The organism is Nonomuraea sp. NPDC059023 (genome assembly GCF_042740095.1).
In the GTDB taxonomy this organism is placed as follows: domain Bacteria; phylum Actinomycetota; class Actinomycetes; order Streptosporangiales; family Streptosporangiaceae; genus Nonomuraea.
Window position 1 is genome coordinate 365,484 of the sequence record NZ_JBHYIO010000006.1, and the last position, 25,989, is coordinate 391,472.

At 71.7% G+C, this 25,989-nt stretch carries 24 protein-coding genes and 1 pseudogene; 14 read left to right on the forward strand and 11 right to left on the reverse strand.

Annotated elements, in window-relative coordinates; translation table 11 throughout:
- Positions 1-8: 8 nt before the first annotated feature.
- The gene (locus tag ACFWYW_RS13715; RefSeq protein WP_379610069.1) at positions 9-1,535 is read right to left on the reverse strand and encodes a glycoside hydrolase family 10 protein; all 1,527 of its coding nucleotides are present in this window, start codon (positions 1,533-1,535) and stop codon (positions 9-11) included.
- Between the two features lie 91 nt (positions 1,536-1,626).
- Here ACFWYW_RS13715 and ACFWYW_RS13720 point away from each other — a divergent pair, with 91 nt between their 5' ends.
- Together ACFWYW_RS13720 and ACFWYW_RS13725 are read left to right on the forward strand one after the other, a co-directional pair.
- A complete protein-coding gene (locus ACFWYW_RS13720; protein ID WP_379610070.1) occupies positions 1,627-3,042 on the forward strand; it encodes a glycoside hydrolase family 3 protein in 1,416 nt (471 codons plus the stop codon).
- A complete protein-coding gene (locus tag ACFWYW_RS13725; protein ID WP_379610071.1) occupies positions 3,039-3,896 on the forward strand; it encodes a MurR/RpiR family transcriptional regulator in 858 nt (285 codons plus the stop codon). Before ACFWYW_RS13720 ends, ACFWYW_RS13725 begins: the two co-directional genes overlap by 4 nt.
- On the opposite strand, the gene ACFWYW_RS13730 is transcribed toward ACFWYW_RS13725, so the two are convergent.
- The gene (locus ACFWYW_RS13730; RefSeq protein ID WP_379610072.1) at positions 3,893-4,342 is read right to left on the reverse strand and encodes an Lrp/AsnC family transcriptional regulator; all 450 of its coding nucleotides are present in this window, start codon (positions 4,340-4,342) and stop codon (positions 3,893-3,895) included. The two genes, ACFWYW_RS13725 and ACFWYW_RS13730, sit on opposite strands and share 4 nt — an antisense overlap.
- Positions 4,343-4,435: 93 nt before the next feature.
- Here ACFWYW_RS13730 and ACFWYW_RS13735 point away from each other — a divergent pair, with 93 nt between their 5' ends.
- Complete coding sequence (locus ACFWYW_RS13735; protein WP_379610073.1) at positions 4,436-5,278, forward strand: LLM class flavin-dependent oxidoreductase; 843 nt, start codon at positions 4,436-4,438, stop codon at positions 5,276-5,278.
- Entirely contained in the window at positions 5,275-5,697 is a 423-nt protein-coding gene (locus tag ACFWYW_RS13740; protein WP_379610074.1) for a nucleoside deaminase, read from the forward strand. The genes ACFWYW_RS13735 and ACFWYW_RS13740 overlap by 4 nt, the downstream gene beginning before the upstream one ends.
- On the opposite strand, the gene ACFWYW_RS13745 is transcribed toward ACFWYW_RS13740, so the two are convergent.
- On the reverse strand, positions 5,691-6,755 hold the full coding sequence (locus ACFWYW_RS13745; protein WP_379610075.1) for a winged helix DNA-binding domain-containing protein: 1,065 nt from the start codon (positions 6,753-6,755) through the stop codon (positions 5,691-5,693). The genes ACFWYW_RS13740 and ACFWYW_RS13745 overlap by 7 nt on opposite strands.
- Positions 6,756-6,819: 64 nt before the next feature.
- On the opposite strand from ACFWYW_RS13745, the gene ACFWYW_RS13750 reads away from it, so the two are divergent.
- The 4 genes and pseudogenes from ACFWYW_RS13750 to ACFWYW_RS13765 all read left to right on the forward strand — a co-directional run bounded on the left by ACFWYW_RS13750 (position 6,820) and on the right by ACFWYW_RS13765 (position 8,883).
- Positions 6,820-7,191, forward strand: a complete 372-nt coding sequence (locus tag ACFWYW_RS13750) for a helix-turn-helix transcriptional regulator (protein WP_379610076.1) — start codon at positions 6,820-6,822, stop codon at positions 7,189-7,191.
- Positions 7,188-7,697 (forward strand): annotated as a pseudogene (locus ACFWYW_RS13755) (ABC transporter ATP-binding protein); the annotation flags it as partial. The gene ACFWYW_RS13750 and the pseudogene ACFWYW_RS13755, both read left to right, overlap by 4 nt.
- Before the next feature lie 275 nt (positions 7,698-7,972).
- Entirely contained in the window at positions 7,973-8,101 is a 129-nt protein-coding gene (locus ACFWYW_RS13760) for a hypothetical protein (RefSeq protein WP_379610077.1), read from the forward strand.
- Complete coding sequence (locus tag ACFWYW_RS13765; protein ID WP_379610078.1) at positions 8,098-8,883, forward strand: ABC transporter permease; 786 nt, start codon at positions 8,098-8,100, stop codon at positions 8,881-8,883. The genes ACFWYW_RS13760 and ACFWYW_RS13765 overlap by 4 nt, the downstream gene beginning before the upstream one ends.
- On the opposite strand, the gene ACFWYW_RS13770 is transcribed toward ACFWYW_RS13765, so the two are convergent.
- Positions 8,857-9,711, reverse strand: a complete 855-nt coding sequence (locus ACFWYW_RS13770) for a bifunctional methylenetetrahydrofolate dehydrogenase/methenyltetrahydrofolate cyclohydrolase (protein WP_379610079.1) — start codon at positions 9,709-9,711, stop codon at positions 8,857-8,859. The two genes, ACFWYW_RS13765 and ACFWYW_RS13770, sit on opposite strands and share 27 nt — an antisense overlap.
- A 14-nt stretch (positions 9,712-9,725) precedes the next feature.
- Positions 9,726-10,694, reverse strand: coding sequence for a LacI family DNA-binding transcriptional regulator (locus ACFWYW_RS13775; RefSeq protein WP_379610080.1), 969 nt, complete (start codon positions 10,692-10,694; stop codon positions 9,726-9,728).
- 214 nt (positions 10,695-10,908) lie between these two features.
- Here ACFWYW_RS13775 and ACFWYW_RS13780 point away from each other — a divergent pair, with 214 nt between their 5' ends.
- Genes ACFWYW_RS13780 through ACFWYW_RS13790 form a run of 3 tightly spaced genes read left to right on the forward strand, consistent with a single transcriptional unit; the run spans position 10,909 to position 16,759 of the window.
- A complete protein-coding gene (locus ACFWYW_RS13780) occupies positions 10,909-14,997 on the forward strand; it encodes a glycoside hydrolase family 38 C-terminal domain-containing protein (protein ID WP_379610081.1) in 4,089 nt (1,362 codons plus the stop codon).
- On the forward strand, positions 14,994-15,842 hold the full coding sequence (locus tag ACFWYW_RS13785) for a hypothetical protein (protein WP_379610082.1): 849 nt from the start codon (positions 14,994-14,996) through the stop codon (positions 15,840-15,842). Before ACFWYW_RS13780 ends, ACFWYW_RS13785 begins: the two co-directional genes overlap by 4 nt.
- Entirely contained in the window at positions 15,842-16,759 is a 918-nt protein-coding gene (locus tag ACFWYW_RS13790; protein ID WP_379610083.1) for an ROK family protein, read from the forward strand. The genes ACFWYW_RS13785 and ACFWYW_RS13790 overlap by 1 nt, the downstream gene beginning before the upstream one ends.
- Here the strand turns inward: ACFWYW_RS13790 and ACFWYW_RS13795 are convergent.
- From ACFWYW_RS13795 to purN, 3 genes are all read right to left on the reverse strand, one after another.
- Positions 16,719-16,895: a hypothetical protein gene (locus ACFWYW_RS13795; RefSeq protein ID WP_379610084.1), complete on the reverse strand. Its 177-nt coding sequence runs from the start codon at positions 16,893-16,895 to the stop codon at positions 16,719-16,721. The genes ACFWYW_RS13790 and ACFWYW_RS13795 overlap by 41 nt on opposite strands.
- Before the next feature lie 112 nt (positions 16,896-17,007).
- Complete coding sequence (gene purH, locus ACFWYW_RS13800; protein ID WP_379610085.1) at positions 17,008-18,573, reverse strand: bifunctional phosphoribosylaminoimidazolecarboxamide formyltransferase/IMP cyclohydrolase; 1,566 nt, start codon at positions 18,571-18,573, stop codon at positions 17,008-17,010.
- On the reverse strand, positions 18,566-19,183 hold the full coding sequence (purN, locus tag ACFWYW_RS13805; RefSeq protein ID WP_379610086.1) for a phosphoribosylglycinamide formyltransferase: 618 nt from the start codon (positions 19,181-19,183) through the stop codon (positions 18,566-18,568). The genes purH and purN overlap by 8 nt, the downstream gene beginning before the upstream one ends.
- A 74-nt stretch (positions 19,184-19,257) precedes the next feature.
- On the opposite strand from purN, the gene ACFWYW_RS13810 reads away from it, so the two are divergent.
- On the forward strand, positions 19,258-19,677 hold the full coding sequence (locus ACFWYW_RS13810; RefSeq protein WP_379610087.1) for a hypothetical protein: 420 nt from the start codon (positions 19,258-19,260) through the stop codon (positions 19,675-19,677).
- 169 nt (positions 19,678-19,846) lie between these two features.
- Here the strand turns inward: ACFWYW_RS13810 and ACFWYW_RS13815 are convergent, their stop codons facing one another.
- From ACFWYW_RS13815 to sucC, 3 genes are all read right to left on the reverse strand, one after another.
- Positions 19,847-21,466: a DUF6350 family protein gene (locus tag ACFWYW_RS13815; protein WP_379610088.1), complete on the reverse strand. Its 1,620-nt coding sequence runs from the start codon at positions 21,464-21,466 to the stop codon at positions 19,847-19,849.
- Positions 21,467-21,682: 216 nt separating this feature from the next.
- Positions 21,683-22,558 carry a succinate--CoA ligase subunit alpha gene (gene sucD / locus ACFWYW_RS13820; protein WP_379610089.1) on the reverse strand — a complete coding sequence of 292 codons (876 nt, stop codon included), beginning with the start codon at positions 22,556-22,558 and terminating at the stop codon, positions 21,683-21,685.
- Positions 22,558-23,739, reverse strand: a complete 1,182-nt coding sequence (gene sucC, locus ACFWYW_RS13825; RefSeq protein WP_379610090.1) for an ADP-forming succinate--CoA ligase subunit beta — start codon at positions 23,737-23,739, stop codon at positions 22,558-22,560. Before sucC ends, sucD begins: the two co-directional genes overlap by 1 nt.
- Before the next feature lie 192 nt (positions 23,740-23,931).
- Between sucC and ACFWYW_RS13830 the strand changes: the two genes are divergently transcribed.
- Positions 23,932-24,822: a hypothetical protein gene (locus ACFWYW_RS13830; protein ID WP_379610091.1), complete on the forward strand. Its 891-nt coding sequence runs from the start codon at positions 23,932-23,934 to the stop codon at positions 24,820-24,822.
- Between the two features lie 105 nt (positions 24,823-24,927).
- Entirely contained in the window at positions 24,928-25,794 is an 867-nt protein-coding gene (locus ACFWYW_RS13835; RefSeq protein ID WP_379610092.1) for a hypothetical protein, read from the forward strand.
- Positions 25,795-25,989: the final 195 nt, after the last annotated feature.

Sequence of the window (25,989 nt, forward strand, 5' to 3'; positions counted from 1 at the left end):
AAATCTCCCTAAAACACCACTCGGAAGGGGTTGCTGGGCCGGGACGTCCTGCTCACCCGGTCCACCGCCACCACGTAGTAGTAGTCGCCCCGCTTGCCGTCCGGGTCGGTCCAGCGCACGATCCGGTCGCCGGGCACCACGGCCACCAGGTTGCGCGCGTCCTCGAAGGAGGTGAGCCGGGAGGCGGAGCGGAAGACCGCGAACTGGAACGGCTCCTCGCGCCCGGTCGCCACCATCTTGACCTCGACCCCGTCCTTGACCTTGCGGGCCAGCGCGAGCACCGGGCGGCCGGGCGCGCGCCCGCCGGCCAGGCGCGGCAGCAGCGGCGCCAGCGCGGGCCGCTGGTGGTGGTCGTTGACCGCGGTGGTGACGGACTTGAGGCGGTCCGCCCGGACGTCCCCGGCGCTGAACCAGATGTCGCCGCTGATCTCCGGGTGGTTGCGGTTGAGCGTGAGGTGCTTGGACAGCTCACCCGGCTCCTGCCACTGCGGCGCCTGGGCGGGGTCGCCCGCCTTGTACGCGGCCTGGCCGATCCACAGCAGGGTGCCGGTGCCCTTGGCCACGTCCGACCACCAGGGCACGAGCTTGGCGTAGTCGGCCGGCGGCTGGCCGATGTACCAGTAGAGCTGCGGCGCGATGTAGTCGAGCCAGCCCTTCTTCACCCATCCGCGGGTGTCGGCGTGCAGGCCGTCGTAGGACTGGCCGCCGGCGGTGTCGGAGCCGAGCGGGTCGCTGGCCTTGTTGCGCCAGATGCCCGACGGGCTGATGCCCCAGGAGACCTCGGGCTTGGCCTGCCGTACGCGCTGCTGCATCTCCGAGACCATGAGGTCGACGTTGTTGCGCCGCCAGGCGGCCAGGTCGGGGTAGCCCGCGCCGTACTTGGCGAAGGCGGCGCTGTCGTCGAAGGCCGCGGTGTTGGTCGGGTAGAAGTAGTCGTCGAAGTGCAGGCCGTCGATGTCGTAGCGGGTGATCGCGTCGAGCATCGCGTCCTGGCAGAACTTGCGGACCTCGGGCATGCCCGGGTTGTAGTAGAGCTTGCCGCCGAACGGCAGGATCCAGTCGGGGTTCTTGCGGCCGGGGTGGTCGGGGTGGAGCTTGGCCGGGTCGGGCTGCATCGAGACCCGGTAGGGGTTGAACCACGCGTGGAAGGCCAGGCCGCGCTTGTGGGTCTCCTCGACCGCGAAGCCGAGCGGGTCGTAGCCCGGGTCCTGCCCCTGGACCCCGGTGATCCACTCCGACCACGGCTCGAACGGCGACGGCCAGAACGCGTCCGCCGTGGGCCGGATCTGCACGAACACCGAGTTGAGCTTGCGCTCGACGGCCAGATCGAGCCAGGCCAGGTACTCGGCCTTCTGCTCCTCGACCGACAGCCCCTTCTTCGAGGGCCAGTTGATGTTCACCACGGAGGCGATCCACATGCCGCGCATCTGACGCAACGGCGGCACATAGTCGGTGGCGGCGAAGGCGGGCAGGGGGACGACGGAGGCTGCGGCGGCGAGGGCGAGACCCTTGAAAACGGTCCGTCTGCTGGGCATTGGGGGGGTGGCCTCTCGGGAAGTGGTTGTGTCTGGGGCGACGATGACAGAAAATTACCTTCAGATCAACGATTGTGAAGGAAAATGCCGTATGTCGCCTGACCTCCACCGACTCGCCATGGCCGTGCTCCAGCCTGGCTTCGAGGGGACCACCGCCCCCGACTGGCTGCGCAGGGCGCTCGGCGAGGGATTGGGGGGCGCCGTACTGTTCGCCCGCAACCTCCCGAGCGAGCGCCTCATCCCCCAGATCCGCGCCGAGAACCCCGACACCGTGATCGCCGTCGACGAGGAAGGCGGCGTCGTCACCCGCTTCGAGGCCAGGACGGGCAGTTCCTTCCCCGGCAACCGCGCGCTCGGCGTGGCCGACGACGAGGCGCTCACCGAACGGGTCGGCAGGCAGATCGGCCGCATGCTGGCCGAGGCCGACGTCACCCTCGACTACGCGCCCTCCGTCGACGTCAACGCCAACCCCGCCAACCCGGTCATCGGCGTCCGCTCCTTCGGCCCCACCCCCGACCTGGTGTCCAGGCACGCCGTCGCCTACATCCGCGGTCTCCAGGGCGCCGGAGTCGCCGCCTGCGCCAAGCACTTCCCCGGCCACGGCGACACCATCACCGACTCCCACCTGGCGCTGCCCACCGTGCACGCCTCCGTGGAGGAGCTGTGGGAGCGCGACCTGCCGCCGTTCCGCGCGGCGATCGCCGCCGGGGTGCGCTCGGTCATGTGCGGCCACCTGCTGGTGCCCGCCCTGGACCCGTCGCTGCCGGCGACGCTGAGCCGTACCGTGCTGACGGGGTTGCTGCGTGAGGAGCTCGGCTTCGACGGCATGCTCGTCACCGACGCGATCGAGATGAAGGCCGTCGCCGCCCGTTACACACCCGGCGAGATCGCCGTGCGCGCGCTCGCCGCGGGCGTGGACGCCATCTGCGTCGGCATCACCACCGAGCACGGCCTGCACGAACTGCGCGACGCCATCGCGGCCGCCGTGCGCTCTGGCGAGCTGGCCGAGTCGCGCCTGGCGGAAGCGGCCGCGCGGGTGCGCGCGATCGCCGAGTGGTACGGCAAGCAGGACCGTTCTGCCGCCGAGGACCCCGGCGTGGGCCTGGAGGCGGCCAGGGCGGCGCTGACCGTCACCGGCGCCGCCACGCTGGCCGGGGCGCCGCTCGTCGTCGAGGTCAACACGCGGCTCAACCAGGCCGTCGACCCCTCGACGCCGACCGGCCTGACCGCGGCGCTCGCGGCCCGGCTGCCCGGCACCGAGCGGGTCGTGATGGCCGCCGAGGGCGAGCTGCCCGCCTTCGACGAGCGGCCCGTGGTGCTCGTGGTGCACGACTCGGCGCGGCACGCCTGGGTCAGGGAGCGGATCGCCCAGGCCGTGCGGGTGCGCCCGGACGCGGTCGTCGTGGACACCGGCATTCCCGGCGAACCGGCGGGCGCCGCGTTCGTCGCGACCAACGGGCTCTCACGCGTCTCGGCCGAGGCCGCGGCGGAATGGCTCACCACGTGAGCGAGCCGGCCAATCCGGTGGCGGCGGTGCGGGCCGTACTGCCGTCGCTGACCCCCGCCGCCCAGGCCATCGCCAAGATCATCCTGGATGATCCCGGGCTGGTGGTCAGGAGCACGATCACGGAGTTCAGCGCGGTCTCCGGCACCAGTGAGGCGACGATCGTGCGCACCGCCCGCGCGCTCGGCTTCGCCGGCTACTCGCAGATGCGCTTCGCGCTGGCCGCCGCGGTGGCCAAGGAGCCCGAACGGCTGGTGCCCGGCGACCTCGGCCCCGACGACCCGCTGACCGACGTGATCGCCAAGGTGGCCAGGGCCGAGTACGAGGCGCTGGCCGACACCGCCGCCCAGCTCGACCCCGACCAGCTCGACGAGGTCGTGGCGGCCATCGTCAGGGCCCGCCGCGTGGACGTGTACGGCGTGGCCGCCTCCGGCCTGGTCGCCACCGACATGTCGCAGAAACTCCTGCGCATCGGCCTGTCCACCCACCCGTTCTGCGACGCCCACCTGGCGCTGACCAGCGCCGCCCTGCTGCGCGAGAACGACGTGGTGGTGGCGATCAGCTGCAGCGGCGAGACCCCGGACGTGCTCGTCCCGGCGAAGACCGCGAAGGACGCCGGGGCCACGCTCGTGGCCATCACCAACAACCCGCGCTCGTCCCTGGCCCACATGGCCGACCACACGCTGGTCTCGGCCGGGCGCGAGACGGCGTTCCGGCCGGGCGCGCTGGCCAGCCGGATCAGCCAGTTGCTCATCGTGGACTGCATCTTCGTCGGCCTGGCCCAGCGCACCTACGAGAGCGCCGACGCCGCCATCCGCGCCACGCGGGAGGCCACCGACCGCTACCAGGGCCGCTAGCGCCGGGGGTTCGGGCCCCGGTAGGGCAGGGTCTGGCTGTAGACGAGGTTGGTGTTGGCGCTGCCGAACTCGGCCAGGTCGTTGACGATCTCTTCCAGGTGCGCCATCGAGGAGGCGGCGACCTTCATCACGTAGCAGTCGTCGCCCGTGGTGCGCAGGCACTCCAGGATCTCCGGGCGCTGACCGAGCAGCCGGTGCAGGGGCTCGTGGCGGCTGCCCGGGTACTTCAGGCGCACGATGGCGAGGACCGCGTAGCCGACCGCCGCGAGGTCGACCGCGGCGGAGTAGCCGGTGATCACGCCGGTCGACTCCAGGCGCCGGACCCGTTCGGTGGTGGCCGAGGCGCTCAGGCTGACCCGCCGGCCCAGCTCGGACAGGGGGATGCGCCCGTCGCGCTGGAGCTCCGCCAGGATCGCCCAGTCGGTGGCGTCGAGATTCACGGCCATAGGTCCAAAATACCGGCGGATTCCCGGTGATCGGCGGCGGATGCCGTTGGGTCGGCCTTCCGGCCCCAGGTCGCCCGTGGATAGCCTGATCACGTGGAACTTGGCGTCAACGTACCCAACTTCGGGCCCGGCACCGATCCTGACATTCTCCGGCGATGGGCGCGGACCGTCGAGGGGCTCGGATACGGGCTGCTCATGGTCTCCGACCACGTGGCCATCACGCCCGACGTGGCCGCGCAGTATCCCGCGCCCTTCTACGAGCCCTTCACCACGCTGTCCTGGCTGGCCGGGGTGACCGAGCGGGTCAGGCTCGGCACCACCGTGCTCATCGTGCCCTACCGGCATCCGCTGCTGGTCGCCCGGATGGCGGCCAACCTCGACCGGCTCAGCGGCGGTCGGTTCGTGCTGGGTGTGGGCGCGGGATGGGCCCGGCAGGAGTTCGAGGCGCTCGGCGTGCCGTACCAGAGCCGCGGGAAGCTGACCGACGAGCACCTGCGGACCATCCGCGCGGCCTGGGCCGACACCGGCGACTACGGCGAGGGGGACATCCCGATCTGGGTGGGCGGCAGCGCCGACGCGGCGCTGCGCCGGGCGGTGCTGCTCGGCGAGGCCTGGCACCCGCTGCGGCTCACCCCGGCCGCGCTGCGCGAGCGCCTGTCGCGGCTGCGCGAACTCGCCGACGAGCTCGAACGGCCGGCGCCCGCGCTGGCCCCGCGCATCGTCCTGCGGCTGACCGACTCCCCCGAGACCGGCCAGGAGCGCCCGGCGGGCGTCGGCACGATCGGCCAGATCCTCGGCGACCTGGAAGAACTGCGCGCGCTCGGCGCCCAGAGCGTCCTGCTCGACCCGTTCAACGGCGACCCGGACGAGACCCTTCACCCAGAGGTGGCCTGGCAGGCCCTGGCCACCGTCTCCGCACGATGGGAGCACCTGTGACACCCGACGAAGAAAGCCTGCTGCGCCGCGCCATCGCGCTGGCGGCCAAGGGCAGGGCCTCGGGCAACCCGCCCTTCGGCTCGCTGCTGGCCGCGGCCGACGGCAGCGTCCTGGTCGAGGATCACAACACCACGATCACCGACCGCGACATCACCGCGCACCCCGAGCTCAAGCTCGCCCGCTGGGCGGCGCGCGAGCTCGACCCGGCCACCGCGGCGGCCACGACGATGTACACGAGCTGCCAGCCCTGCGGCATGTGCACCGGCGCGATCGAGCGCTCCGGCCTCGGCCGGGTCGTCTACGCGCTGTCCGGCGCCCAGCTCGACGGCCTCAAGTCGGTCGTCACCTCCGTGGAGGTGCGCCTGGAGGGCCCGGCGCTCTTCGACGAGGCCCGCGTCCCGGTGGAGGGCTACTACTGAGCCCGGATGAACTCCCGCACGAGCGACGCCTCCTCGGCCACAGCGGCGTCCTCCTCGTCCGACAGCGGCGTCAGCGGCTTCACGACCAGGTCCTGCCCGGCGACCGACCAGGTGCCGCGGACGAACCCGTCCACCAGAAACATGGGCACCCCGCCTGACGCGCCCTTGGCGAACCGCTTGCGGTGCTCCTCGCTGATCACCCGGGTGCGGTCGCGGTGGCCGAGCAGCGCGGTGTCGAAGGCCGGGAGGAACCGCACCGGCACGGGCCGGTCGGGGTCGGCGATCGGCGCGCCGGGCAGGTCGAACAGCTCCTTGCCGTCCGGCCCCTCGTACACCGCCAGCTTCGGCCGCAGCCGGTCCACGATCTCGCGCAGCCGGGTCACGCCGGCCCAGGCCTGCACGTCCATCACGGTGGCCGGGCCGTACGCGGCGAGGTAGCGCAGCACCAGCGTCTCCAGCGCCGGTCCCTGCTCCATGGGCCGGCCCGTCCACTCCTCGGCCAGCGCCATCTCGATGCCCGACCGGTTCCCCCACCGTCCCCACACCGCGGCCGGCGGCGTGTGCACCAGCGGCAGCAGCAGCTCCACCGCGTCGGCCAGCCGCCTGGGCACCGGCACCGGGAAGCGCTCGGCGAGCAGGGCGGCCAGGTCGCCCCGGGTGAGGCTGCGCCCGGTCAGCGCCGCCCGGCCCGCCTCGGCCAGCGCGGGCAGGTCGACTCCGGCGATCTCGTCGGCGTAGTAGGGATGGGTGAGCGCCACCTCCACGATGGGCCGTACGCTCGGCCGCAGCCACGCGAAGTCGGCGGCGTCGGCCAGGTGCATGGTCCTGCGGACCATCGCCGAGCGCACCACCGTGCGGTCGGCGACCAACGACTCCAGGTCGGCGCGGCGGAAACCCTCCACCCGCGACCACAGCCCGACGTACGGCCAGTTGGGCTCCTGGCCCTGCAACACCACCACGTGCCGGATGACGTCGATCACGGGCCGGTCGGTGCGCTCGGCCAGGAAGTGGCGTTCGAGCAGGGTCCGGTTGAGCTGGCGTAGGGAAATCGGCGTCATATCGTCATTAGTAGCAGCGAAGGCCGACATGGGATTGTCGGGTACCGCTCCTTAGCGTGGAGTCATGCTCATCAGCATCCACGCGCTGGTCCCCCGCGTCGAACGCCAGCACCGGCTGATCGAGGAGCTCAGGGCCACCGCGCCCCAGGCGCTCTCCGCCGGGTCGCTGGCCGGCCGGCTGGGCGTGAGCGCGCGCACGATCGAGCGTGACCTCGCCGATCTCCTGGAGGCCGGGGTGCCCGTCGTCTCCCGGCGCGGACCCGGAGGGGGCTACGCCATCGACGCCCGCTCCGTGCTGCCGCCGCTGATCTTCACACCCGGCGAGGCGTCCGCGCTGGTCGCCTCGCTGGCCGCCGTCGGGCCGCGCGCCTCGGCCAGCGCGCAGCGGGCGCTGGCCAAGCTCATCGACGCCCTGTGCCGGGACGGAGCCCCATGATCCTCGTGGAGAACCTCCGCAAGGCCTACCGGGGCGTCCTCGCCCTGGACGGGCTCGACCTGGACGTGCCGGAGGGCTCGATCACCGCGCTGCTCGGGCCCAACGGGGCGGGCAAGTCGACGCTGATCAGAATTCTGGCCACGCTCCTGCGGCCGGACTCCGGGCGGGCCGAGGTGGGCGGCAGGTCGGTGACGGCGCGGCCGTACCAGGTGCGTGCGCTCATCGGGCTGACCGGGCAGTTCACGGCGGTGGACGACCTGCTCACCGGGCGCGAGAACCTCGTCCTCGTCGGCCGTCTCTACCGCCTGTCGCGCAAGGAGGCCCACCGCCTGGCCGACGACCTCCTGGCCGCCTTCGACCTGGGCGCGGCCGCCGGACGCCGGGCCGGCACGTACTCCGGTGGCATGCGCCGCCGCCTCGACCTGGCCGCCAGCCTGATGACCCGGCCGCGCGCGCTCTTCCTCGACGAGCCCACCACCGGCCTCGACCCGCGCTCGCGCCGCACCCTCTGGTCGGCCATCCGGCGGCTGCCCGAGCAGGGCACCACGATCCTGCTCACCACCCAATACCTGGAGGAGGCCGACCGCCTGGCCTCCGCCGTCACCGTCATCGACCGGGGCAGGGCCATCGCCACCGGCACCCCAGAACAGCTCAAGGCCCGCGCCGGGGGCGCGCGCGCCGAGGTCGTCCTCGCCGACCCCCGCCAGGCCCCCGCCGCGACCGAGGTCATGAGCAGGTACGGCGCCCCCCCACCCTGGAGGGCGAGACCCTCACCGTCCCCGTGGCCGGGAGCGTGCTGCCCGGCCTCCTGCGCGACCTCGACGCCGCCGGAGTGCCCATCACCGGCCTGGCCCTGCGCCGCCCCACCCTCGACGACGCCTTCCTCGCCCTCACCGGAGGAGACCGGTGAACCGGCTGACCGGACCGCGATGGTGGCTGCGCGACGCCTGGCTGATGGCCGGCCGCAACACCAGGCGCATCGTGCGCGCCCCCGGCCTGCTGCTCATGTACGCGCTGATCCAGCCCGTCGTCTTCATCCTGCTGTTCGCCTACGTCTTCGGCGGCGCGATCGAGGTGCCCGGCGGCGACTACGTGCAGGCGCTCATCCCGGCCGTCTTCGTGCAGATGATCCTGTTCAGCTCGATCGGCGCGGTGGCCGTCGGCCTGGCCGAGGACATGCGAAACGGCGTCATGGACCGCTTCCGCTCGCTGCCCATGACCCGCTCGTCGGTGCTGCTCGGCCGCATCGCCTCCGAGGTGCTGCGCGGCGTCATCACGCTGGCCGTCATGCTCGGCTGCGGGCTGCTGGTCGGCTTCCGCTTCCACGGCTCGCCCGGCCGGATCGCGGCGGGGTTCGGGCTGCTGCTGGCGTTCGGCTTCGCCTTCTCCTGGGTGGCGGCGTGGATCGGGCTGATGGCCAGGAGCGGGGAGGCGGCCCAGGGCATGGGACTGGTCTGGGTGCTGCCGTTCACGTTCGTCAGCTCGGCGTTCGTCCCCACCGCCACGATGCCGGGCCCGGTACGCGCCTTCGCCGACCACAGCCCGGTCACCGCGATGATCGACACGCTCCGCGCCTGGTTCTCCGGCCGGGAGGCGGGCGAGGCCGCCCTGGTCACCGCGGTCTGGATCCTCGCCCTGACCGCGGTCTTCATGACCCTGGCCGTGCTACGGCTGCGCCGTACGTCCGGCTGATTCCACGACGTTGGACAGCAGGAGAGCGCGCGTCATGGGGCCCACGCCCCCGGGGTTGGGGGTGAGGTGGCCGGCCACCTCGGCGACGTCGGGTGCCACGTCTCCGGCGATCTTGCCGTCCACCCGGGAGACGCCCACGTCGAGGACGGCCGCGCCCGGCTTCACCATGTCGGCGGTGATCAGCCCGGGGACGCCCGCCGCCGCCACCACGATGTCGGCCCGTCTGACGTGCCCGGCCAGGTCCTGGGTGCCGGTGTGGCACAGGGTGACGGTGGCGTTCTCGCTCCTGCGGGTCAGGAGCAGGCCGAGCGAGCGGCCCACGGTGATGCCGCGGCCCACCACGCAGACGTCGGCGCCCTTCAGCGGGATGCCGTACTCCTGCAGGAGCAGCACGATGCCGTGCGGGGTGCAGGGCAGCGGCGCGTCGACCATGTGGACCAGGCGGCCCAGGTTCACGGGGTGCAGGCCGTCGGCGTCCTTGGCGGGGTCCATGCGTTCCAGCAGCGCCATGGTGTCCAGGTGCTTCGGCAGCGGGAGCTGGACGATGTAGCCGGTGCACTCGGGCGCGGCGTTGAGCTCGTCGATGGCCGATTCCACCTCGGCCTGCGTGGCGGTCGCCGGCAGGTCCACGCGGATCGAGGTGATGCCGATCTCCTCGGAGTCGCGGTGCTTGCCCGCGACGTAGATCTGGCTGCCGGGGTCCTCGCCCACCAGGACGGTGCCGAGTCCGGGGGTGATGCCCTTGTCCTTCAGGGCGGCCACCTTGGTCGCCAGGTCCGCCTTGATCTTCGCGGCGGTGGCCTTGCCGTCGAGTTTCACTGCCGTCATGGCTCGCCATCCTGTCACGGCGGGAACTCCGCCGAGCCTCTCGGGATGAGCGTCACGGGGATGCGGACCTCGCGGGGTTCCGGGTGCGGCGAGGCCAGCAGGTCCATGACGGCGTTGCCGATGGCCTCCGGGTCCTGGGCGACGACGGTCAGCCCCGGGCGGAGCAGTTCGCCGAGTTCGAGGTCGTCGAAGGCCACCAGGGCGGGCCGGTCCTGGACATGGTCCAGTTGCCGCAGGGCCTCGACGGTCAGGCGGTTGTTGGCGGTGATCAGCGCGGTCACGGGGTCGGACGGGTCGAGCAGGGTCCGGAGGGCGGCGCCGACCGAGGAGGGGGTGGGGGCGCCGAGCCGTACCTCGTCCTCGTTGACCTGCAGGCCGCGTGCGGCCATGGCGGCGCGGAAGCCGGCCACCCGCTCGCGGGAGGTGAAGACGGCGGGGTCGTCGCCGAGGTAGCCGATGCGCCGGTGGCCGTGGGCGGCGAGGTGGCCGACGGCCGCGCGGATGCCGCCGGTGTTGTCCGACAGTACGGCGTCGCAGGCGATCCCCTGGGCCGGCCGGTCCACGGCGCAGACCGGCAGCCCGTCGGCCATCTCGGGCAGGAGGTAGTCCTGCCGTTTGGCGATGGGCGCGATGATGAGCGCGTTGGGCCGGCGGGCGCAGAAGCCGAGGGCGACCTCGCGCTCGCGGGCGGGTTCGTCGTGGCTGGAGCCGATCATGACGACGAGTTCGCCGGTCTCCGCGCGGGTCTCGACGGCGCGGCCGATGGCGGCGAAGAACGGGTCGGCGATGTCGCGCACGACCATGGCGATCGCCTGGGAGCGGCCTTGGCGCAGTTGGCGGGCGCCTTCGTTGCGGCGGTAACCGAGCTCGTGGATGGCCTGCCTGACCCGGTCGAGCGTGTCGGGGGCGACCGTGGACTCGCCGTTGACGACGCGCGAGACGGTCTTCAGGGCGACGCCCGCGGCCTGGGCCACGTCCTTCATGGTCGGACGGCGGTGGAGCGGTGCTGACAACGGGGACCTCGGATCGGACAGCGGTTTCGGGTAAGGGTAGGGGATGTGCCTGGCCAGCCAGAATGACATCGTTGTCATTCAAGATCGGATGACAACGTTGCCATCGGTTCGGCGAGCGCTTATCGTGACGGCGTCAGCGTCGCCCCCTCGCGAGGAGTCCGCCTTGCCCGCTCGACTGTTGTCCGTGGAATCTACCGATCTGTTCGTGGGATCGGAGGCCGCGCCGTACCAGATCTTGAAGGTCAGAGCCGCTCAGGGCGAGCAGGAGCAGGCGCTGGAGGTGCGCGGCGAGGGGGTCGCCCAGGCGCGGCCGGCATGGGTGAGTGCCGGCGACGGCGAGGTGGTCGTGGAGGTGCCGCTCGACGTCTCGGTGGCTCCCGGGGCGGTCGTGTCCATCGTTGTCACGCTGGGCGGGGAGGTGCTGGAGGCCGAGTTCACCGCCGAGGAGCCGGGGTGGACGATGTTCCTGGTCTCGCACTTCCACTACGACCCGGTCTGGTGGAACACGCAGGCCGCCTACACCAGCCCGTGGGAGTTCCTGTCCGGTGACTCCACGACCAGGCCGCTCTGGGAGCGCAACGCGTTCGCGCTGGTGGAGGCGCACATCGAGCTGGCGCTGCGCGATCCCGACTACAAGTTCGTGCTGGCCGAGGTGGACTATCTCAAGCCGTTCTTCGACACGCACCCCGAGCGCAGGAAGGACCTGCGCGCGCTCATGGCCGCCGGGCGGGTCGAGCTGCTCGGCGGCACCTACAACGAGCCGAACACCAACCTGACCGGCGCCGAGACCACGATCCGCAACATCGTCTACGGCGTCGGCTACCAGCGCGACATCCTCGGCGGCGACCCGCGCACCGCCTGGCAGCTCGACGCGTTCGGGCACGACCCGCAGTTCCCCGGCTACCTGGCCGCCGCCGGGCTGACCGGCAGCGCGTGGGCCCGCGGCCCGTTCCACCAGTGGGGCCCGATCAGCAAGAACTTCAAGGAGGCCAAGAACGACGCCACCTTGATGCAGTTCCCCAGCGAGTTCGAGTGGATCTCGCCGTCGGGGCTGGGCGTGCTGACGCACTACATGCCCGCCCACTACTCCGCGGGCTGGTGGATGGACTCCTCGCCCTCGCTGGAGGAGGCCACGCAGGCCGTCTTCGAGCTCTACCGCGCGCTGAAGCCGGTCGCCGCCTCGAAGAACATCCTGCTGCCCGTCGGCACCGACTACACGCCGCCCAACAAATGGGTCACCGACATCCACCGCTCCTGGGCCGAGCACTACGTGTGGCCGAAGTTCGTCTGCGGCACGCCGCGCGACTTCCTGGACGCCGTCCGCGCCGAGGTCACGTCCTTCAGCCCGCAGACCCGGGACATGAACCCCATCTACACCGGCAAGGACGTCTCCTACATCGACACCAAGCAGGCACAGCGCGCCGCGGAGGTGGCCGCGCTGGACGCCGAGCGGCTGTCGGTGTTCGCCGCCCTGCTCGGCCACGGCGGTTACCCGCACACCGCGCTGGACAAGGTCTGGCGGCAGCTCGCCTACGGAGCCCACCACGACGCGATCACCGGCTCGGAGTCCGACCAGGTCTACATCGACCTGCTCACCGGCTGGCGGGAGGCGTACGACCTGGCCGCCGAGGCCCGCGACCAGGCCCTCGACGCCCTGACCTGCCAGATCTCCGCCGACGGGCGCGGCGTCGTGGTGACGAACACGCTGTCGTTCGCGCGCGACGGCCTGGTGTCGGTACGCCTCGCGCCCGGCCTCACCGTCGAGGGCGTGCCCTCGGTCACCGCGGACGGCACCACCACCTTCCTGGCCGGGGAGGTGCCGTCGATGGGCTGGCGCACCTACCCGGTCGTTCCAGGCAACAGCGGGGCGTGGGTGGGCGACAGCAGTACCACGATCGAGAACGAGCGCTGGCGGATCCAGGCCGACCCCGCCCAGGGCGGCACGCTCACCTCCGTCCACGACAAGGCGTCCGGCCGGGAGATCCTCACCGGGCTCGGCAACGAACTGCGCCTCTACGAGGAGTACCCCGCCCACCCGGACATGGGCGAGGGCCCCTGGCACCTCATGCCCAACGGGCGGTCCACCGGATCCGGCACGACCGCCGCGACCGTCCGCGCCGAGACCAGCCCGCTGGGCCGGCGGCTGATCGTCACCGGCCGGGTCGGCGAGCTCGGCTACGAGCAGACGATCACCCTGCTGACCGGATCCGACCGGATCGACTTCGGCACCCGCGTGCTCGACTACACCGGCGCCGACCGGCTCCTGCGCGTGAGCTTCCCCGCCGGCGTCCCCGGCGCGCTGCCGGTCTCCGACGTCGCCGGCGCCGTCGTCGGCCGCGGCTTCGCGCTGCCCGACGTGGACGCCGCCGAGCACCCCTGGACGCTCGACAACCCGGCCAACACCTGGTTCGGCCTGTCCGCGACCGCCCGTGTCGACCTCGGCGAGGCGGGCTCGCGAGCGCTCGGCGTCGCCGAGGTGGTCGTCGCGTCCCCGCAGGACGCGCCGAAGGCGCGCGAGCTCGTCGTGGCGCTCGCCCGCGCCGGCGTGACCGCCACCACCTCCACCGCCGCCGGCAGCAGGTACGGCTGGCTGGACGTCGACTCGAACCTGCCCGACTTCCGCGTCATCATCGGCGGCCCGCAGGACAACCCGCTGGCCGACGAGCTGCTGTCCCGCAGCGACCCCGCCTACCTGGACGCGCTGAAGTCCGGCGCCCCGCTGGTCTGGGTACCGGCCGAGAAGCCGCTGGCCGAGGTGTGGCAGCCCAGCGCCGACCTGCGCGACGTACGCTCCCTGCCCGCCCTGGTCGTGGCCGGGCCGGTGAGCGAGCTGGTGGCCGACCTGGCCGACGCGCGGATCTCGGCCGTCTGCCCGGCGGGCGCCGAGGAGCTGGAGGACCGGACGGTGGCGCTGCTCACCTACGGGCTGCCCGGGTTCGCGGTGGATCCGGCCGGGGCGCTGCATCTGTCGCTGATGCGCTCGTGCACCGGGTGGCCTTCGGGGATCTGGCTGGATCCGCCCCGCCGTACGACGCCCGACGGGTCGGGGTTCCAGCTGCAGCACTGGACGCACGAGTTCCACTACTCGCTGGTGGCCGGGCAGGGCGACTGGCGGGCGCTGAACCTGCCGGCGGCCGGGCAGGAGTTCGTCACGCCGATGCTGCCCCGGGTGGTGGAGGCCCAGGAGGGCACGCTGCCGGCGACGCACTCGCTGCTGAGCGTCTCGCCCGCCCGCGACGTGCTGTTCGGCACCGTCAAGGCCACCGGGAACCCGCACGCCCACGGCACGCTCGACCGGCCGGACGGCGTCACGATCCGGCTGGTGGAGTCGACCGGGCTGGGCTCCACGGCCGCCCTGGACTCACCGGTGCTCCCCCTGGACGGGCTCGTCCGCTCCGACCTGCTGGAATCCTCCCGCGCACCCGGCGCCTCGCTGGAGCTGTCCGGCTCGGAGGTGGCGACGTTCATCGCGCCCGTCCCGCTGGGCGACACGGAGTCCGGCGCGGTCGCGGAGATCGCCCAGCCCGTCTACAGCCGCTACTGGCTGCACAACAAGGGTCCCGCCCCGCTCGGCTACCTGCCGCTGTCGGTCGCGATCACCCCCGGCCTGGTCACGCCCACCGGCCCGTTCGAGGTCGAGGTGGTCGTCGCGGGCCGCCACGCCCACGAGGGCGTCGTGGACGTTCAGGTCCCCGACGGCTGGGCCGTGACCCCCGGGCGCCGTCCCTTCCGCCTGGAGGCCGACGGCCACGTGCGCTTCACCGCAACCGTCACCCCCGCCCCCGGCCAGGGCCTCCACTACGTCTGCGCCCGCACCCTCGCCCACGGCCAGCTCATCGAGGACGTCGCCACCGTGGCGCTCGGCGAGGCCCCCGAACTCCCGGTCGCCGGCCCGCCGCCCGAGGACGACTGGGCCGCCGCCCAGGGCACCAAGGCCACCGAGGGCCGCGCCACCGGCCTGACGGTCACGATGGCAGCGGAGTCGCTCTCCCTCCGTCCCGGCGCGCGCGACACCGTCACGGTACGGCTGGCCAACACCACCTCCGGCGAGATCCGCGGCGAGGCCCAGCTGGCCGCGCCCTGGGGAACGTGGGAGATGCTGCCCCAGGTCATCCGCGGGTTCACCGTGCCCGCCGGGCAGAGCGTCGAGGTGGACTTCCCCGTGGAGGTGCCACAGGACGCGGCGCCCGGCCATGCTTGGGCTCTCGCGAAGGTGATGTGGTTCGGCCGGTGCCAGTACGCGCCGGTCGTGCGGCTGGAGGTGACCCGATGAGCCATGGCCACGGACATGGGCATGGACATGAGCACGGGCATGGGCACGGGCACGGCGTCGAGCAGGCGCCCGTCCGTACCCGCCCGCCCGCGACCGGAGCGCCGTCCGCGCCCGGCGTGGGCGCGGTGATCGGCTGGGTCAACGGGCGGCCGATCCCCCGCGAACCCCTCGACCGGCGCGTCGCCGAACTGCGCGACGGGCCACTCAGCGCCGCGCTGCCGGTGCCGGGCAGCTCCGAGGACCGGCAACTGGCCCGCTGGCTGACCCAGGTGATCCTGACCGAGGTGTTGTGCGAGGACGAGGCGCTGCGGCTCGGGTTGCCCCCGGTCGAGGGTCCCGCCCTGGACCGGCTGGCCGCGGTCGAGCTGGGCTCCATCAACGCCTCCGCCTACAACGGCAGCCCGTGGGTGAAGGCACTGTTCGAGCACGTCCAGGCGGAGGTTCCGGCGGCCTGGCTGGCTCGGTCCGCCACGCCAGCCGAGGAGGTCGCCGAGGTACGCCACCGCCTCTACGCCGAACGGCCCGCCGCCTGGTCCGCGGAGGAGCTGGAATCCCTGGGAGAGGTCGCTCTCGACACCCTGCCGGGCGCCGTGGCAGAGGCCCTGGCCGGGCAGCCGTACGGAACCCTGGCCGGGCCGGTCGAGGACGCCCTGGGCTGGCATGTGGCCCTCGCCCTTCCCGCCTCCGGCCGGGCGGGCGTACCGGATGGAGGGCTGGAGGAGGCCGCACGGCGGCGCGCGTTCGCGCGGTGGCTGGATGGGCTGCGGGCCGAGCGGGTGGAGCTCGTGCCGGGTCTTGAACACCCGGGCGACCCGCGCCAGCCCGACAACCACCACAAGCACTGATGGGCAGCGTTCTCGCGATCGACATCGGCGGCACCAAGCTGGCCGCCGCGCTGGTCGACGACCGGGGGGCGGTGCTGCGCGACGGCACCGTCCCCACCCCGCGCGACGACGTGATGGGCGCGCTCGCCGGTCTCGTCCGCAAGGTCGCGGAGGGCGGCCCGCGGCCGCTGGCGGTCGGCATCGGCAGCGCCGGACCGCTCGACGCGGTCGCGGGCACGGTCAGCCCGGTGAACATGCCGAGCTGGCGCGGCTTCCCGCTGCGCGACCGGGTGGGCGAGCTCACCGGGCTGCCCACGGTGCTGGCCGGGGACGCGCAGTGCTTCGCGGTCGGCGAGCACTGGCTGGGCGCGGGCCGGGGCAGCGCGTCGCTGCTCGGAATGGTGGTGTCCACCGGCATCGGCGGCGGACTGGTGATCGACGGCGTCCCGCTGCTCGGCCCCACCGGCAACGCCGGACATGTCGGGCACATGACCGTGGACCCGTACGGCGAGGAATGCGAGTGCGGCGGCCGGGGCTGCGTCGAACGCTACGCCAGCGGCCCCAACCTCGTCCGCTGGGCCCGCGAACACGGCTGGACCGGCGCCGACGCCAAAGACCTGGCCGCCGACGCCGAGAACGGCGACGCGACGGCCGTCGCCGCCTTCGAGCGCGGTGCCCGCGCGCTGGCCGCGATGATCGTCTCCATGGCCGCCGCGGTCGAGGTGAGCACCGTGGTCATCGGCGGCGGCGTGGCCGGGGCGGGCAAGGTCCTGTTCGAGCCGCTGGACCGCGCCATCGCGGAGGTGGCGGGACTGGCGTTCGTGAAGGCAGTCGAGGTCCGCCCCACCACACTGGGCGTCCGAGCCGCCCTCGCCGGCGCCGCCAGGCTCGCCTGGACTAGTCTCGCTCCGCCGCCTGAGCCTCGCGGCGCTCGATGATGCGGCGCGTGAACGGGATGCGCTCCACGGCCTTCACGCCCAGGTACGCGCCGAGGAAGGCGAGCCCCACCAGGACGAACGGGCTGGTCGCGAAGTCCATCGTCGCCACGTAGGCGCGCAGGATCACATCGAGCATCGAGGCACTCCGGGAGAAGGAACCGGCACGGAAGCCATCAGGGTAACCGGATTTTTGCCGCTCTTTGACCACAAAATCCACACCCGGGAGCCCAGGTGTGGATTCAGCGTGATCAGTGGAAGAAGTGCCGGGTCCCGGTGAAGTAGAGGGTGATGCCGGCCTTCTCGGCGGCGGCGACGACCTCCTCGTCACGGACCGACCCGCCGGGCTCCACGACCGCCTTCACACCGGCCTCGATGAGCACCTCAAGCCCGTCGGCGAACGGGAAGAACGCGTCGGAGGCCGCCACGGAACCGGCGGCCCGCTCGCCCGCCCGCGTCACCGCGAGCCGGCACGAGTCGACCCGGTTGACCTGGCCCATGCCCACGCCGACCGTGGCGCGGTCGCTGGCCAGCAGGATCGCGTTCGACTTGACCGAGCGGCTCGCCCGCCACGCGAACTCCAGGTCCGCCAGCACCTCGGGCGAGGCCGCCGCACCCGCCTTGAGCTCCCACCGCGCCGCCGCGTCACCGGGCGCGTCGATCCGGTCGACCTGCTGCACCAGCAGCCCGCCGTCGATGCGGCGGAACTCCGTCGGGTTCGCCGGGCCCTGCGGGCAGACCAGCAGGCGCAGGTTCTTCTTCTTCGTCAGTACGGCCAGCGCGTCCTCGGCGAACGCCGGGGCCACCACGACCTCGGTGAACACCTCGGCGATCTGCCCGGCCAGCTCCGCCGTGACCTCGCCGTTGACCGCGATGACGCCGCCGTAGGCGGAGACCGGGTCGCAGGCGTGCGCCTTGCGATGCGCCTCGGCCACGTCGGCGCCGGTGGCGATGCCGCACGGGTTCTGGTGCTTGATGATCGCCACGCAGGGCTCGGTGAAGTCCCAGGCGGCGCGCCAGGCGGCGTCGGCGTCCAGGTAGTTGTTGTAGGACATCTCCTTGCCGTGGAGCTGCCGGGCGTCGGCCAGGCCGCCTTCGCCCTCGGTGTAGAGCCTGGCCTCCTGGTGCGGGTTCTCGCCGTAGCGCAGCACCGCCTTGCGCTCCCACGCCGCGCCCAGGAACCCGCCGTCACCGGCGTACACGTCGGCGAACCAGGTCGCCACGGCCACGTCGTACGCGGCGGTGTGCGCGTAGGCGGCGCCGGCCAGGTTCCTGCGCTGCTCCAGCGTGAAACCGCCCTCCTCCAGGGCCGCGTGGATCCCCGGATAGCCGGCCGGATCGACGACGACCGCGCAGGTGGCGTGGTTCTTCGCGGCGCCGCGGATCATCGCGGGGCCACCGATGTCGATCTGCTCCACGCACTCCTCCGGAGAGGCGCCGGAGGCCACCGTCTGCCGGAACGGGTACAGGTTGACCACGACCAGCTGGAACGGATCGATCTCCAGCTCGTCGAGCTGGGCCACGTGATGCGGCTTGGTGAGGTCGGCCAGCAGGCCCGCGTGGACGCGCGGGTGCAGGGTCTTGACCCGGCCGTCGAGGCACTCGGGGAAGCCGGTCAGCTGCTCCACCTTGGTGACCGGGATGCCGGCCGCGGCGATGGCGGCAGCCGTACCCCCGGTGGAGACGATCTCGACGCCGGCGGCGTCGAGAGCCCGCGCGAGCTCCTCAAGCCCCGACTTGTCGTATACCGCGATCAGCGCCCGCCTGATAGCGATCCGTGTGCTCTGCTGATCTGTTCCCTCGCTGCGCTCAGTCACGCGCCCCTCCAATGATCACTGTCCGCCCGTGGACGGCCCAGCCTTCTCGGGCCATGCGGCCCACGATGTCGACGAGCAGTTCCCGCTCGACGGTCTTGATGCGCTCGTGCAGCGTCGCCTCGTCGTCGCCGTCGAGGACCTTCACGGTCTCCTGCGCGATGATCGGGCCGGTGTCGACGCCCGCGTCGGCCAGCATCACCGTGCACCCGGTGACCTTGACGCCGTGGGCGAGCGCGTCACGCACCCCGTGCGCGCCGGGGAACGACGGCAGCAGCGCGGGGTGGGTGTTGAGCACGGGGTACGCCTCCAGCGTGGGGGCGCCGAGGATCTTCATGAAGCCGGCCGAGACCACCAGGTCGGGTTCGTGCTCCGCGATGCGCGCCGCGAACGCCTCATCCCATACGGCCCGGCCGGGGTGATCGCGCAGCTTCTCCACGAACGTCGGGACCTGTGCGCGTTCGGCCCTGGCAAGACCTTCGATGCCCTCCCGGTCCGCGCCCACCGCCACCACCCGCGCTCCGTACGCCGGGTCGGCGGAAGCGTCCAGCAAGGCCTGTAGGTTGGTTCCAGAGCCGGAAACGAGGACGACGAGCCGCCCAGCCTTAGACACGCGCACTCCAATTGGAAGCCGGGATGGGCTGACAGCGTATCTGCTCACTCGCCCGGCGACGCAGAGGAGGTCAGGTGTCGACACCTGTTCAGGCGCCGGCAGGCCAGCAGCCCGCGGAATCCGCGGGACGCCGCGCGATCTGGTTGTCCATCGCAGCGCTGGCCATGACGTTCATGCTGCCCCTCGCCGGGCTGGTGATGGCCGTCTTCGCCATGATGACCGGGATACGGGCGCTGCCGTTGCTACGCGCCTCCAAGAAGCCCACCGGGACCGCGTCCGGCGGCATCGCCGTCTCCACCGTGGCCCTGGTGCTGTCGGCCATCGCGACCGCGTTGCAGCTGTACCTGATGGACGAGTACTCGGCCTACCAGGAGTGCATGAAGGGGGCGGGGACGGTGGCGTCGCAGGGCGAGTGCTACACCCAGTTCCGGGACGCGACGGAGAAGAAGCTGCCACCGGAGGTCCTCCGCATCCTCAACACCGTCCAACCCTGACCCCCACGACACGCCCCCACCCGGCGCCGCCGCAGACCCGCGAAGTTCCCCGGCACCCGAACCACCCCAGAGGCAACCCAGGCGGCGGAGCCCCGGCAAGCTGAGCGCACCCACATACTCTGGCGGTGCACCCGGCTCCCCCGGAGGGCGGGTAGTTGTGCAGGGGGTGCTAGTCGCGGTCCCAGGCGTAGGGGTCGATGTAGATGACGTGGCCGCCCCGGTCGTCCGACTCGTCGATGATGTCGCGGCGCGGCGGGCGGGCGGGTTCGTGGCGGATGTGGGGGGCGGTGTCGGCTCCGGCCGCCGAAGCGTGCTCGTCCTGCCAGTCGTCACGGATCACCGGGATCGGCTGCGTGTCCGCCTCGGTGGCGTCCATCCAGTGGCCCGGCAGCGGGCGCGCGTCGGCTTCCGCCAGGCCGACCTTGCTGGCGGCCTTCGCGAGTACGGCACCGGCCTTGCGCACCGGCGTGGCCGCCCTGTCCAGCGGCTTGCGTGCCTTCCTGTTCAGCAGCAACCAGTTGGCCACCCCGGCGGAGATGCCCGCCGCGACCCCGACCTCCAGGCAGACCGACAGCGCCACCTCCCAGGGCGACGGCCCGACCGCGGCCAGCCGTCCGCCCCGCAGCGGCCCGCCGGACAACGCCGCCAGCAACCCGGCCACCAGCCCGGTGCTCACCCCGGAGAAGAACCCCCACAGCGGAGCCACCTCATACGACGGCGACGGCGCGATCCGCGCCACCATGACCCCCGCCACCGCCCCTGCCGCGAACGGCAGCGCGATCACCGCCATCATCGGCGCCGGCACGGGCCCGCTGTCGGGCAACGCCCCGAGCAGCGGCAGACTGGGCACCATCCCGAGTTGTACCCCGGTGGGCGCGACGAGCGTACCCGTGCCGAAGGCGAACCCCGGACCGGCGATGTACGACATCGCCCACACCACGGCGTTGGGCAGGTAAAGCCCCTGAACGAGCAGCAGCAGCGCCCCACCCACGAACCCGGTCGACAGTTGCCCGGACAGTGCCCTGACATCGCCGAAGTTCAGGGCGACGGCCACGACCACGAGCACCAGCCCGCCGGCCAGCATGATCGCGGTGGCGACGGCCGTACCCACGGTGACCGCGCGCACCCGCTCGGGCAGCAGCCGCAACATCGACCGCCACGGCCCGATCGTCCGCGCGGTGGCCAGCGCCCCCACGACGAACGCCAGCAGGAAATGGCTCAGCAGCGCCTCACCGATGTAGGGCTGGGTGATGTCGTTGCGCGCGACCAGCGCGATCAACCCCGCCAGCAGCGCGTACGGCGCCGCCAGCGAGACCCCCGCCTGCGCCACCAGGATCAGCTGGGCGCGGCGACGGGCGTTGGCCTTCTCCTTGGGCGAGTTCTTGGGCAGCCGGGCGGGCAGCCGCAACCGCAGATCGGCGTCCCTGGCCATCCACCGCCCGGCTTTGTACAGCAGAAAGGCGGGCAGAACGAGCAAGCCCAGCGGCAGCAACCCGACCCGCCCACCGGGAATCGCGAACCCGGCATGGTGCGCCGCCAGCCAGAGCTGCGCCGCGGTACGGAACACCCCCGGCAAACCCGGCCCCAGCGCCCCGCGGGGCGCCGCCATCCAGCCGATCAGGGTGAGGGTGGTGAGGACCGCCAGCCCGACGCCCAACGTACAGGCGGCGGCCAGCATGCCCGACACCGGCAGCGGCCGCCTGGACTCGTCGTCGTCGCCAGTGACCCCGGGGATCTTGCCGAGGACGGCGCGGGGAGCCGTCCGTAGCTGGTCGAGTAGCGCCGTCACGGGAACCTATTTTCCTCAACTTTGACGCCTACACCCCCATCGCCGCGCCGTCCGGGCTGCTATTAGTCCCCTTTACGCCTTCCGACCAGCGAGGTCTTCCCCAAGTTCGACCCGCGTATCGCACGGCAGGATCGGCGTCAGCCTTACCCCCCAAAAAAAAGCGAACCCCCGCGCGCCGGGAACGGCGGCACGGGGGTTCGGCGAAGGCGATGGAGCTCAGCGGGCCTGCATGATCTCCCGCATCAGCCGGGCGGTCTCGGACGGCGTCTTGCCGACCCGGACGCCGACCTTCTCCAGGGCTTCCTTCTTGGCCTGCGCCGTTCCGGCGGAACCGGAGACGATGGCGCCGGCGTGGCCCATGGTCTTGCCCTCCGGCGCGGTGAAGCCGGCCACGTAGGCGACCACGGGCTTGGTGACGTGCTGCTCGATGTAGGCCGCGGCCCGCTCCTCGGCGTCGCCGCCGATCTCACCGATCATCACGACCGCGTCGGTACCCGGATCGTCCTGGAACGCCTGGAGCGCGTCGATGTGCGTGGTGCCGATGACCGGGTCGCCGCCGATGCCGACCGCGGTGGAGAAGCCGAAGTCGCGCAGCTCGTACATGAGCTGGTAGGTGAGCGTGCCGGACTTCGAGACCAGGCCGATGCGGCCCTGGGGCGTGATGTCGGCGGGGATGATGCCGGCGTTGGAGGCGCCGGGCGAGGCGATGCCGGGGCAGTTCGGACCGATGATGCGCGTCTTGTTGCCCTTTTCGACGGCGTAGGCCCAGAACTCGGTGGAGTCGTGAACCGGGACGCCCTCGGTGATGACCACGCAGAGCGGGATCTCGGCGTCGATGGCCTCCTTGACCGCGTCCTTGGTGAACGCCGGGGGCACGAAGACGACCGACACGTCGGCGCGGGTGGCCTCCATGGCCTCCTTGACCGTGCCGAAGACGGGCAGGTCGAGGTGGGTGGTGCCGGCCTTGCGGGCGTTGACGCCGCCCACGACGCGGGCTCCGGCGGCGAGCATGCGCTTGGCGTGCTTGGTGCCCTCACCGCCGGTCATGCCCTGGACGATGATCTTGCTGTTCTCGGTCAGCCAGATTGCCATTACGCACCTACCGCAGCGAGCTGGGCGGCGCGCTTGGCCGCGTCGTCCATGGTGTCGACCAGTTCGACGCCCTTGAGCTTGGCGTCGTGCAGGATCTGCCGTCCGAGGGCGGCGTTGTTGCCGTCGAGGCGGACCACCAGCGGGTGGGTCACGGCCTCGCCGCGCTCCTCCAGGAGCTTGAACGCCGCGACGATGCCATTGGCCACGGCGTCGCAGGCGGTGATGCCGCCGAAGACGTTCACGAAGATCGACTTCACGGCCGGGTCGGAGAGGATGATCTCCAGGCCGGAGGCCATGACCTCGGCGGAGGCGCCGCCGCCGATGTCGAGGAAGTTGGCGGGCGACGGCTTGCCGGCGAAGGCCTCACCGGCGTAGGCGACCACGTCGAGCGTGGACATGACCAGGCCGGCGCCGTTGCCGATGATGCCGACGTTGCCGTCGAGCTTGACGTAGTTGAGGTCCTTCTCCTTGGCCTTGGCCTCAAGAGGGTCCTCGGCCGCCTTGTCGGCGAACTTCTCGTGGTCCTTCTGGCGGAACTCGGCGTTGTCGTCGAGCGTGACCTTGCCGTCGAGCGCCTTCACCTGGCCGTCTGCCGACAGGATCATCGGGTTGACCTCGACCAGCGTGGCGTCCTCGTCGACGAAGCAGCACCAGAGCTTCTCGATGAGCTCGGCGGCGCCGTCCAGCGACTTCTCCGGCAGGCCGCCGGCGACGGCGATCTCGCGCGCCGTGGCGCGGTCGATGCCCTGGATGGCCGAGACGGGCACCTTGGCGACCTTCTCGGGGGTGCTGTGGGCGACCTCTTCGATGTCCATGCCGCCCGCGGCCGAGCAGATGGCGAGGAACGTCCGGTTGGCGCGGTCGAGCAGGAAGGAGAAGTAGTACTCCTCCGCGATCGCGCTGGCCTCCTCCACAAGCACCTTGTGGACCGTGTGGCCCTTGATGTCCATGCCCAGGATGGCGGTGGCCTTGTCCACGGCGTCGGTGGCGTCGTCGGCCACCTTGACCCCGCCGGCCTTGCCGCGCCCACCGGTCTTCACCTGGGCCTTGACCACGACACGGCCGGTCAGCTGTTCAGCCGCCGCGCGTGCTTCCTCCACGGTGTGGGCGACGATGCCGCGCGGCACCGGGATGCCGTAGTCCGCGAAGAGCTCCTTCGCCTGATGTTCGAACAGGTCCACGAGGGTCCGTCCTTGCTATTCCGACTGAGTGTTCGACGGCCCGGGCCACCCCGTGCGTGCCGGGCGTTTTCCGCCAACGAAGCCTAGCCCCAAGCTTGACCTGCCCAGGTCATCGGGTCACGCGAATCCCGTGATGTGACGGTGATCTCACCTCGCGATGATGCCCTGGCATATGTCAATAAGGGGGCATAAATGAGGCGATTGATCGCCGTTGCCGCGGCGGCTGCCGCGATGATCGTGGCTCCTCCGGCCTTCGCCCAGGTCAAACCGGTGGACGCGCTCAAGAAGCAGTTCGTCGCCGGTCAGGGCGTCAGGGTGAAGGAGGTCTCGCGTACCTGGTCCGGCAAGAAGGAGTACATCGGCGCCGTGCGCGAGGGCGTCGTGGCGTTCGGGCCGAAGGGCGTCACGGGAGCCGAGACCAGCCGCACCCCGGTGCTGTCGGCGAGGCTCAAGAAGCAGCTCGCGGCCCAGGTGAAGGACAACCCTGAGATGGCCGACGCGGTCGAACTGCTCACCGAGCGCACGTACATGGTCAGCACGGGCAGGCACTACTACGTTCACGGCGGGCTCTTCTCCCAGCTTCTGCCCGACGACAAGTTCTGGGTACGCGGTGACGGCGACCCGTCGTTCGCGGCCATGGGCGACCAGTTGATCAACGTCTTCGAGCCGGCCACGCTCAAGCACCTTCTGGCCACCGGCAAGCACACGGGCCCGCGTTACCGCGGCACGCTCACCTTCGCCGAGCTGTACAAGGTCTCGCCGTCCTTCCGCGTCCAGTTCGGCCCGAAGCCGACCGGCAAGATCGGCAAGTCGCCCATCTCGTGGCGGCTGACGCTCGGCGAGGGGCAGCTCCCCCAGCGCCTGGCGATCGACTGGACGATGCCGCTGTTCAAAAAGGTCACCATCAGGGGCACGACCGAGACCCGGTACTCCGACTGGGGCGCCGACGTCTCCGTCAAGACCCCGACGGCCGAGTCGATCATCAGCATCGATGACCTGGTCAAGGAGACCTTGAGGCCGCCGACGCCGATCGACAAGAACTACGTCGCGGTGCCGCCGAGCGACGACGGCACGGTGCAGTAGCGGCTCATGGGGCCGGAGCTCTGCATGGTTTCTGCATGGAAACTCCCATAACAGATGGGTTTAGGGAGACCATGCCGTGATCTACGATTGCCAAGCTTCGGCCCCATGAAGCGCATCTTCGCCGGCGTCGCCCTCACCGTGGCCGCCGCAGCCCTCACCGCCGCCCCCGCTCAGGCGGCAGCGCCCAAGGATCCCGTCGTGGCGCTCAAGAAGCAGTTCGTCGCGGGAACCGGTGTGAAGTTCGTCGACCGCACCATCCTCTCCAACCGGGGCCAGCGCGAAATCTTCATGCGCCGCACCGGCACCTTCGCCTTCTCCAAGGCCGGCCTCGCCGCCTCGGACATCACCGGCAAGTTCAACTTCAAGCAGTCCGACCTGCCCGATGACGCACCCGACCTGCTCAAGGGCCTGTTCTCGCCGGAGCGGACCATCCGCATCGGCACCACGTCGTACATCTCCGGCGGCATGTTCGGCACCCTGCTGCCCGAAGACAAGACGTGGATCAAGTTCCCCAAGGGCCCGACCGGCGGGCTCACCGGCCTCTACGGCCAGATCATCAACATCACCGAGCCGAACACGCTGAAGACCCTGGTCAAGAGCGGCAAGGCGATCAAGGGTGGCTACGCGGGCGCCATCACGGTCGGCCAGCTGAACAAGGTCTCCGCCTGGTACCGGGCCTCGCTCTTCGAGAAGCCGACCAAGAAGCAGCAGAAGGTCGTCATCAGCTGGAAGCTGCAGCTTGACGGCAAGGGCCTGCCGAAGCGCCTGGTCACCACGTACTCCCCGGCCGCGATCGGCATGACCGCCGAGGGCAAGGAGACGCTGAGCGTCGACACCCGCTACACCGGCTGGGGCTCCAAGGTCACGGTCACCGCACCGCCCGCCGACGAGGTCAGCACCGAGTTCAAGGACGGCACCAGCGAGATCCCCGACGGCCTGACGCTCCCCAACGGCGACGTCGTCGCCAAGTAGCCCTTTCCGCATTCGCGGCTGCTTCTCGTAGTTGCAGGAGCTTCCGCGGTTGCGGCAGTTTTCGCACTCACGGCGGGCCGCATCCAGCGCGCCCGCCGCAACTTTCCCGCCGTCACGATCACTTTCCCGCCGTCACGATCACTTTCCCGCCGTCACGATCACTTTCCCGCCGTCACGATCACTTTCCCGCCGTCA

What these genes read in the sequence shown, in the direction of transcription:
- ACFWYW_RS13720 (WP_379610070.1), top strand. Translation starts at nt 1,627, where the DNA reads ATGTCGCCTGACCTCCACCGACTCGCCATGGCCGTGCTCCAGCCTGGC.
- ACFWYW_RS13770 (WP_379610079.1), bottom strand. Translation starts at nt 9,711, where the DNA reads ATGACGGCAGTGAAACTCGACGGCAAGGCCACCGCCGCGAAGATCAAG.
- ACFWYW_RS13730 (WP_379610072.1), bottom strand. Translation starts at nt 4,342, where the DNA reads ATGGCCGTGAATCTCGACGCCACCGACTGGGCGATCCTGGCGGAGCTC.
- ACFWYW_RS13835 (WP_379610092.1), top strand. Translation starts at nt 24,928, where the DNA reads ATGAAGCGCATCTTCGCCGGCGTCGCCCTCACCGTGGCCGCCGCAGCC.
- sucD (WP_379610089.1), bottom strand. Translation starts at nt 22,558, where the DNA reads ATGGCAATCTGGCTGACCGAGAACAGCAAGATCATCGTCCAGGGCATG.
- ACFWYW_RS13830 (WP_379610091.1), top strand. Translation starts at nt 23,932, where the DNA reads ATGAGGCGATTGATCGCCGTTGCCGCGGCGGCTGCCGCGATGATCGTG.
- ACFWYW_RS13715 (WP_379610069.1), bottom strand. Translation starts at nt 1,535, where the DNA reads ATGCCCAGCAGACGGACCGTTTTCAAGGGTCTCGCCCTCGCCGCCGCA.
- ACFWYW_RS13750 (WP_379610076.1), top strand. Translation starts at nt 6,820, where the DNA reads ATGCTCATCAGCATCCACGCGCTGGTCCCCCGCGTCGAACGCCAGCAC.
- ACFWYW_RS13795 (WP_379610084.1), bottom strand. Translation starts at nt 16,895, where the DNA reads ATGCTCGATGTGATCCTGCGCGCCTACGTGGCGACGATGGACTTCGCG.
- ACFWYW_RS13785 (WP_379610082.1), top strand. Translation starts at nt 14,994, where the DNA reads ATGAGCCATGGCCACGGACATGGGCATGGACATGAGCACGGGCATGGG.
- ACFWYW_RS13745 (WP_379610075.1), bottom strand. Translation starts at nt 6,755, where the DNA reads ATGACGCCGATTTCCCTACGCCAGCTCAACCGGACCCTGCTCGAACGC.
- ACFWYW_RS13790 (WP_379610083.1), top strand. Translation starts at nt 15,842, where the DNA reads ATGGGCAGCGTTCTCGCGATCGACATCGGCGGCACCAAGCTGGCCGCC.
- ACFWYW_RS13775 (WP_379610080.1), bottom strand. Translation starts at nt 10,694, where the DNA reads ATGAAGGACGTGGCCCAGGCCGCGGGCGTCGCCCTGAAGACCGTCTCG.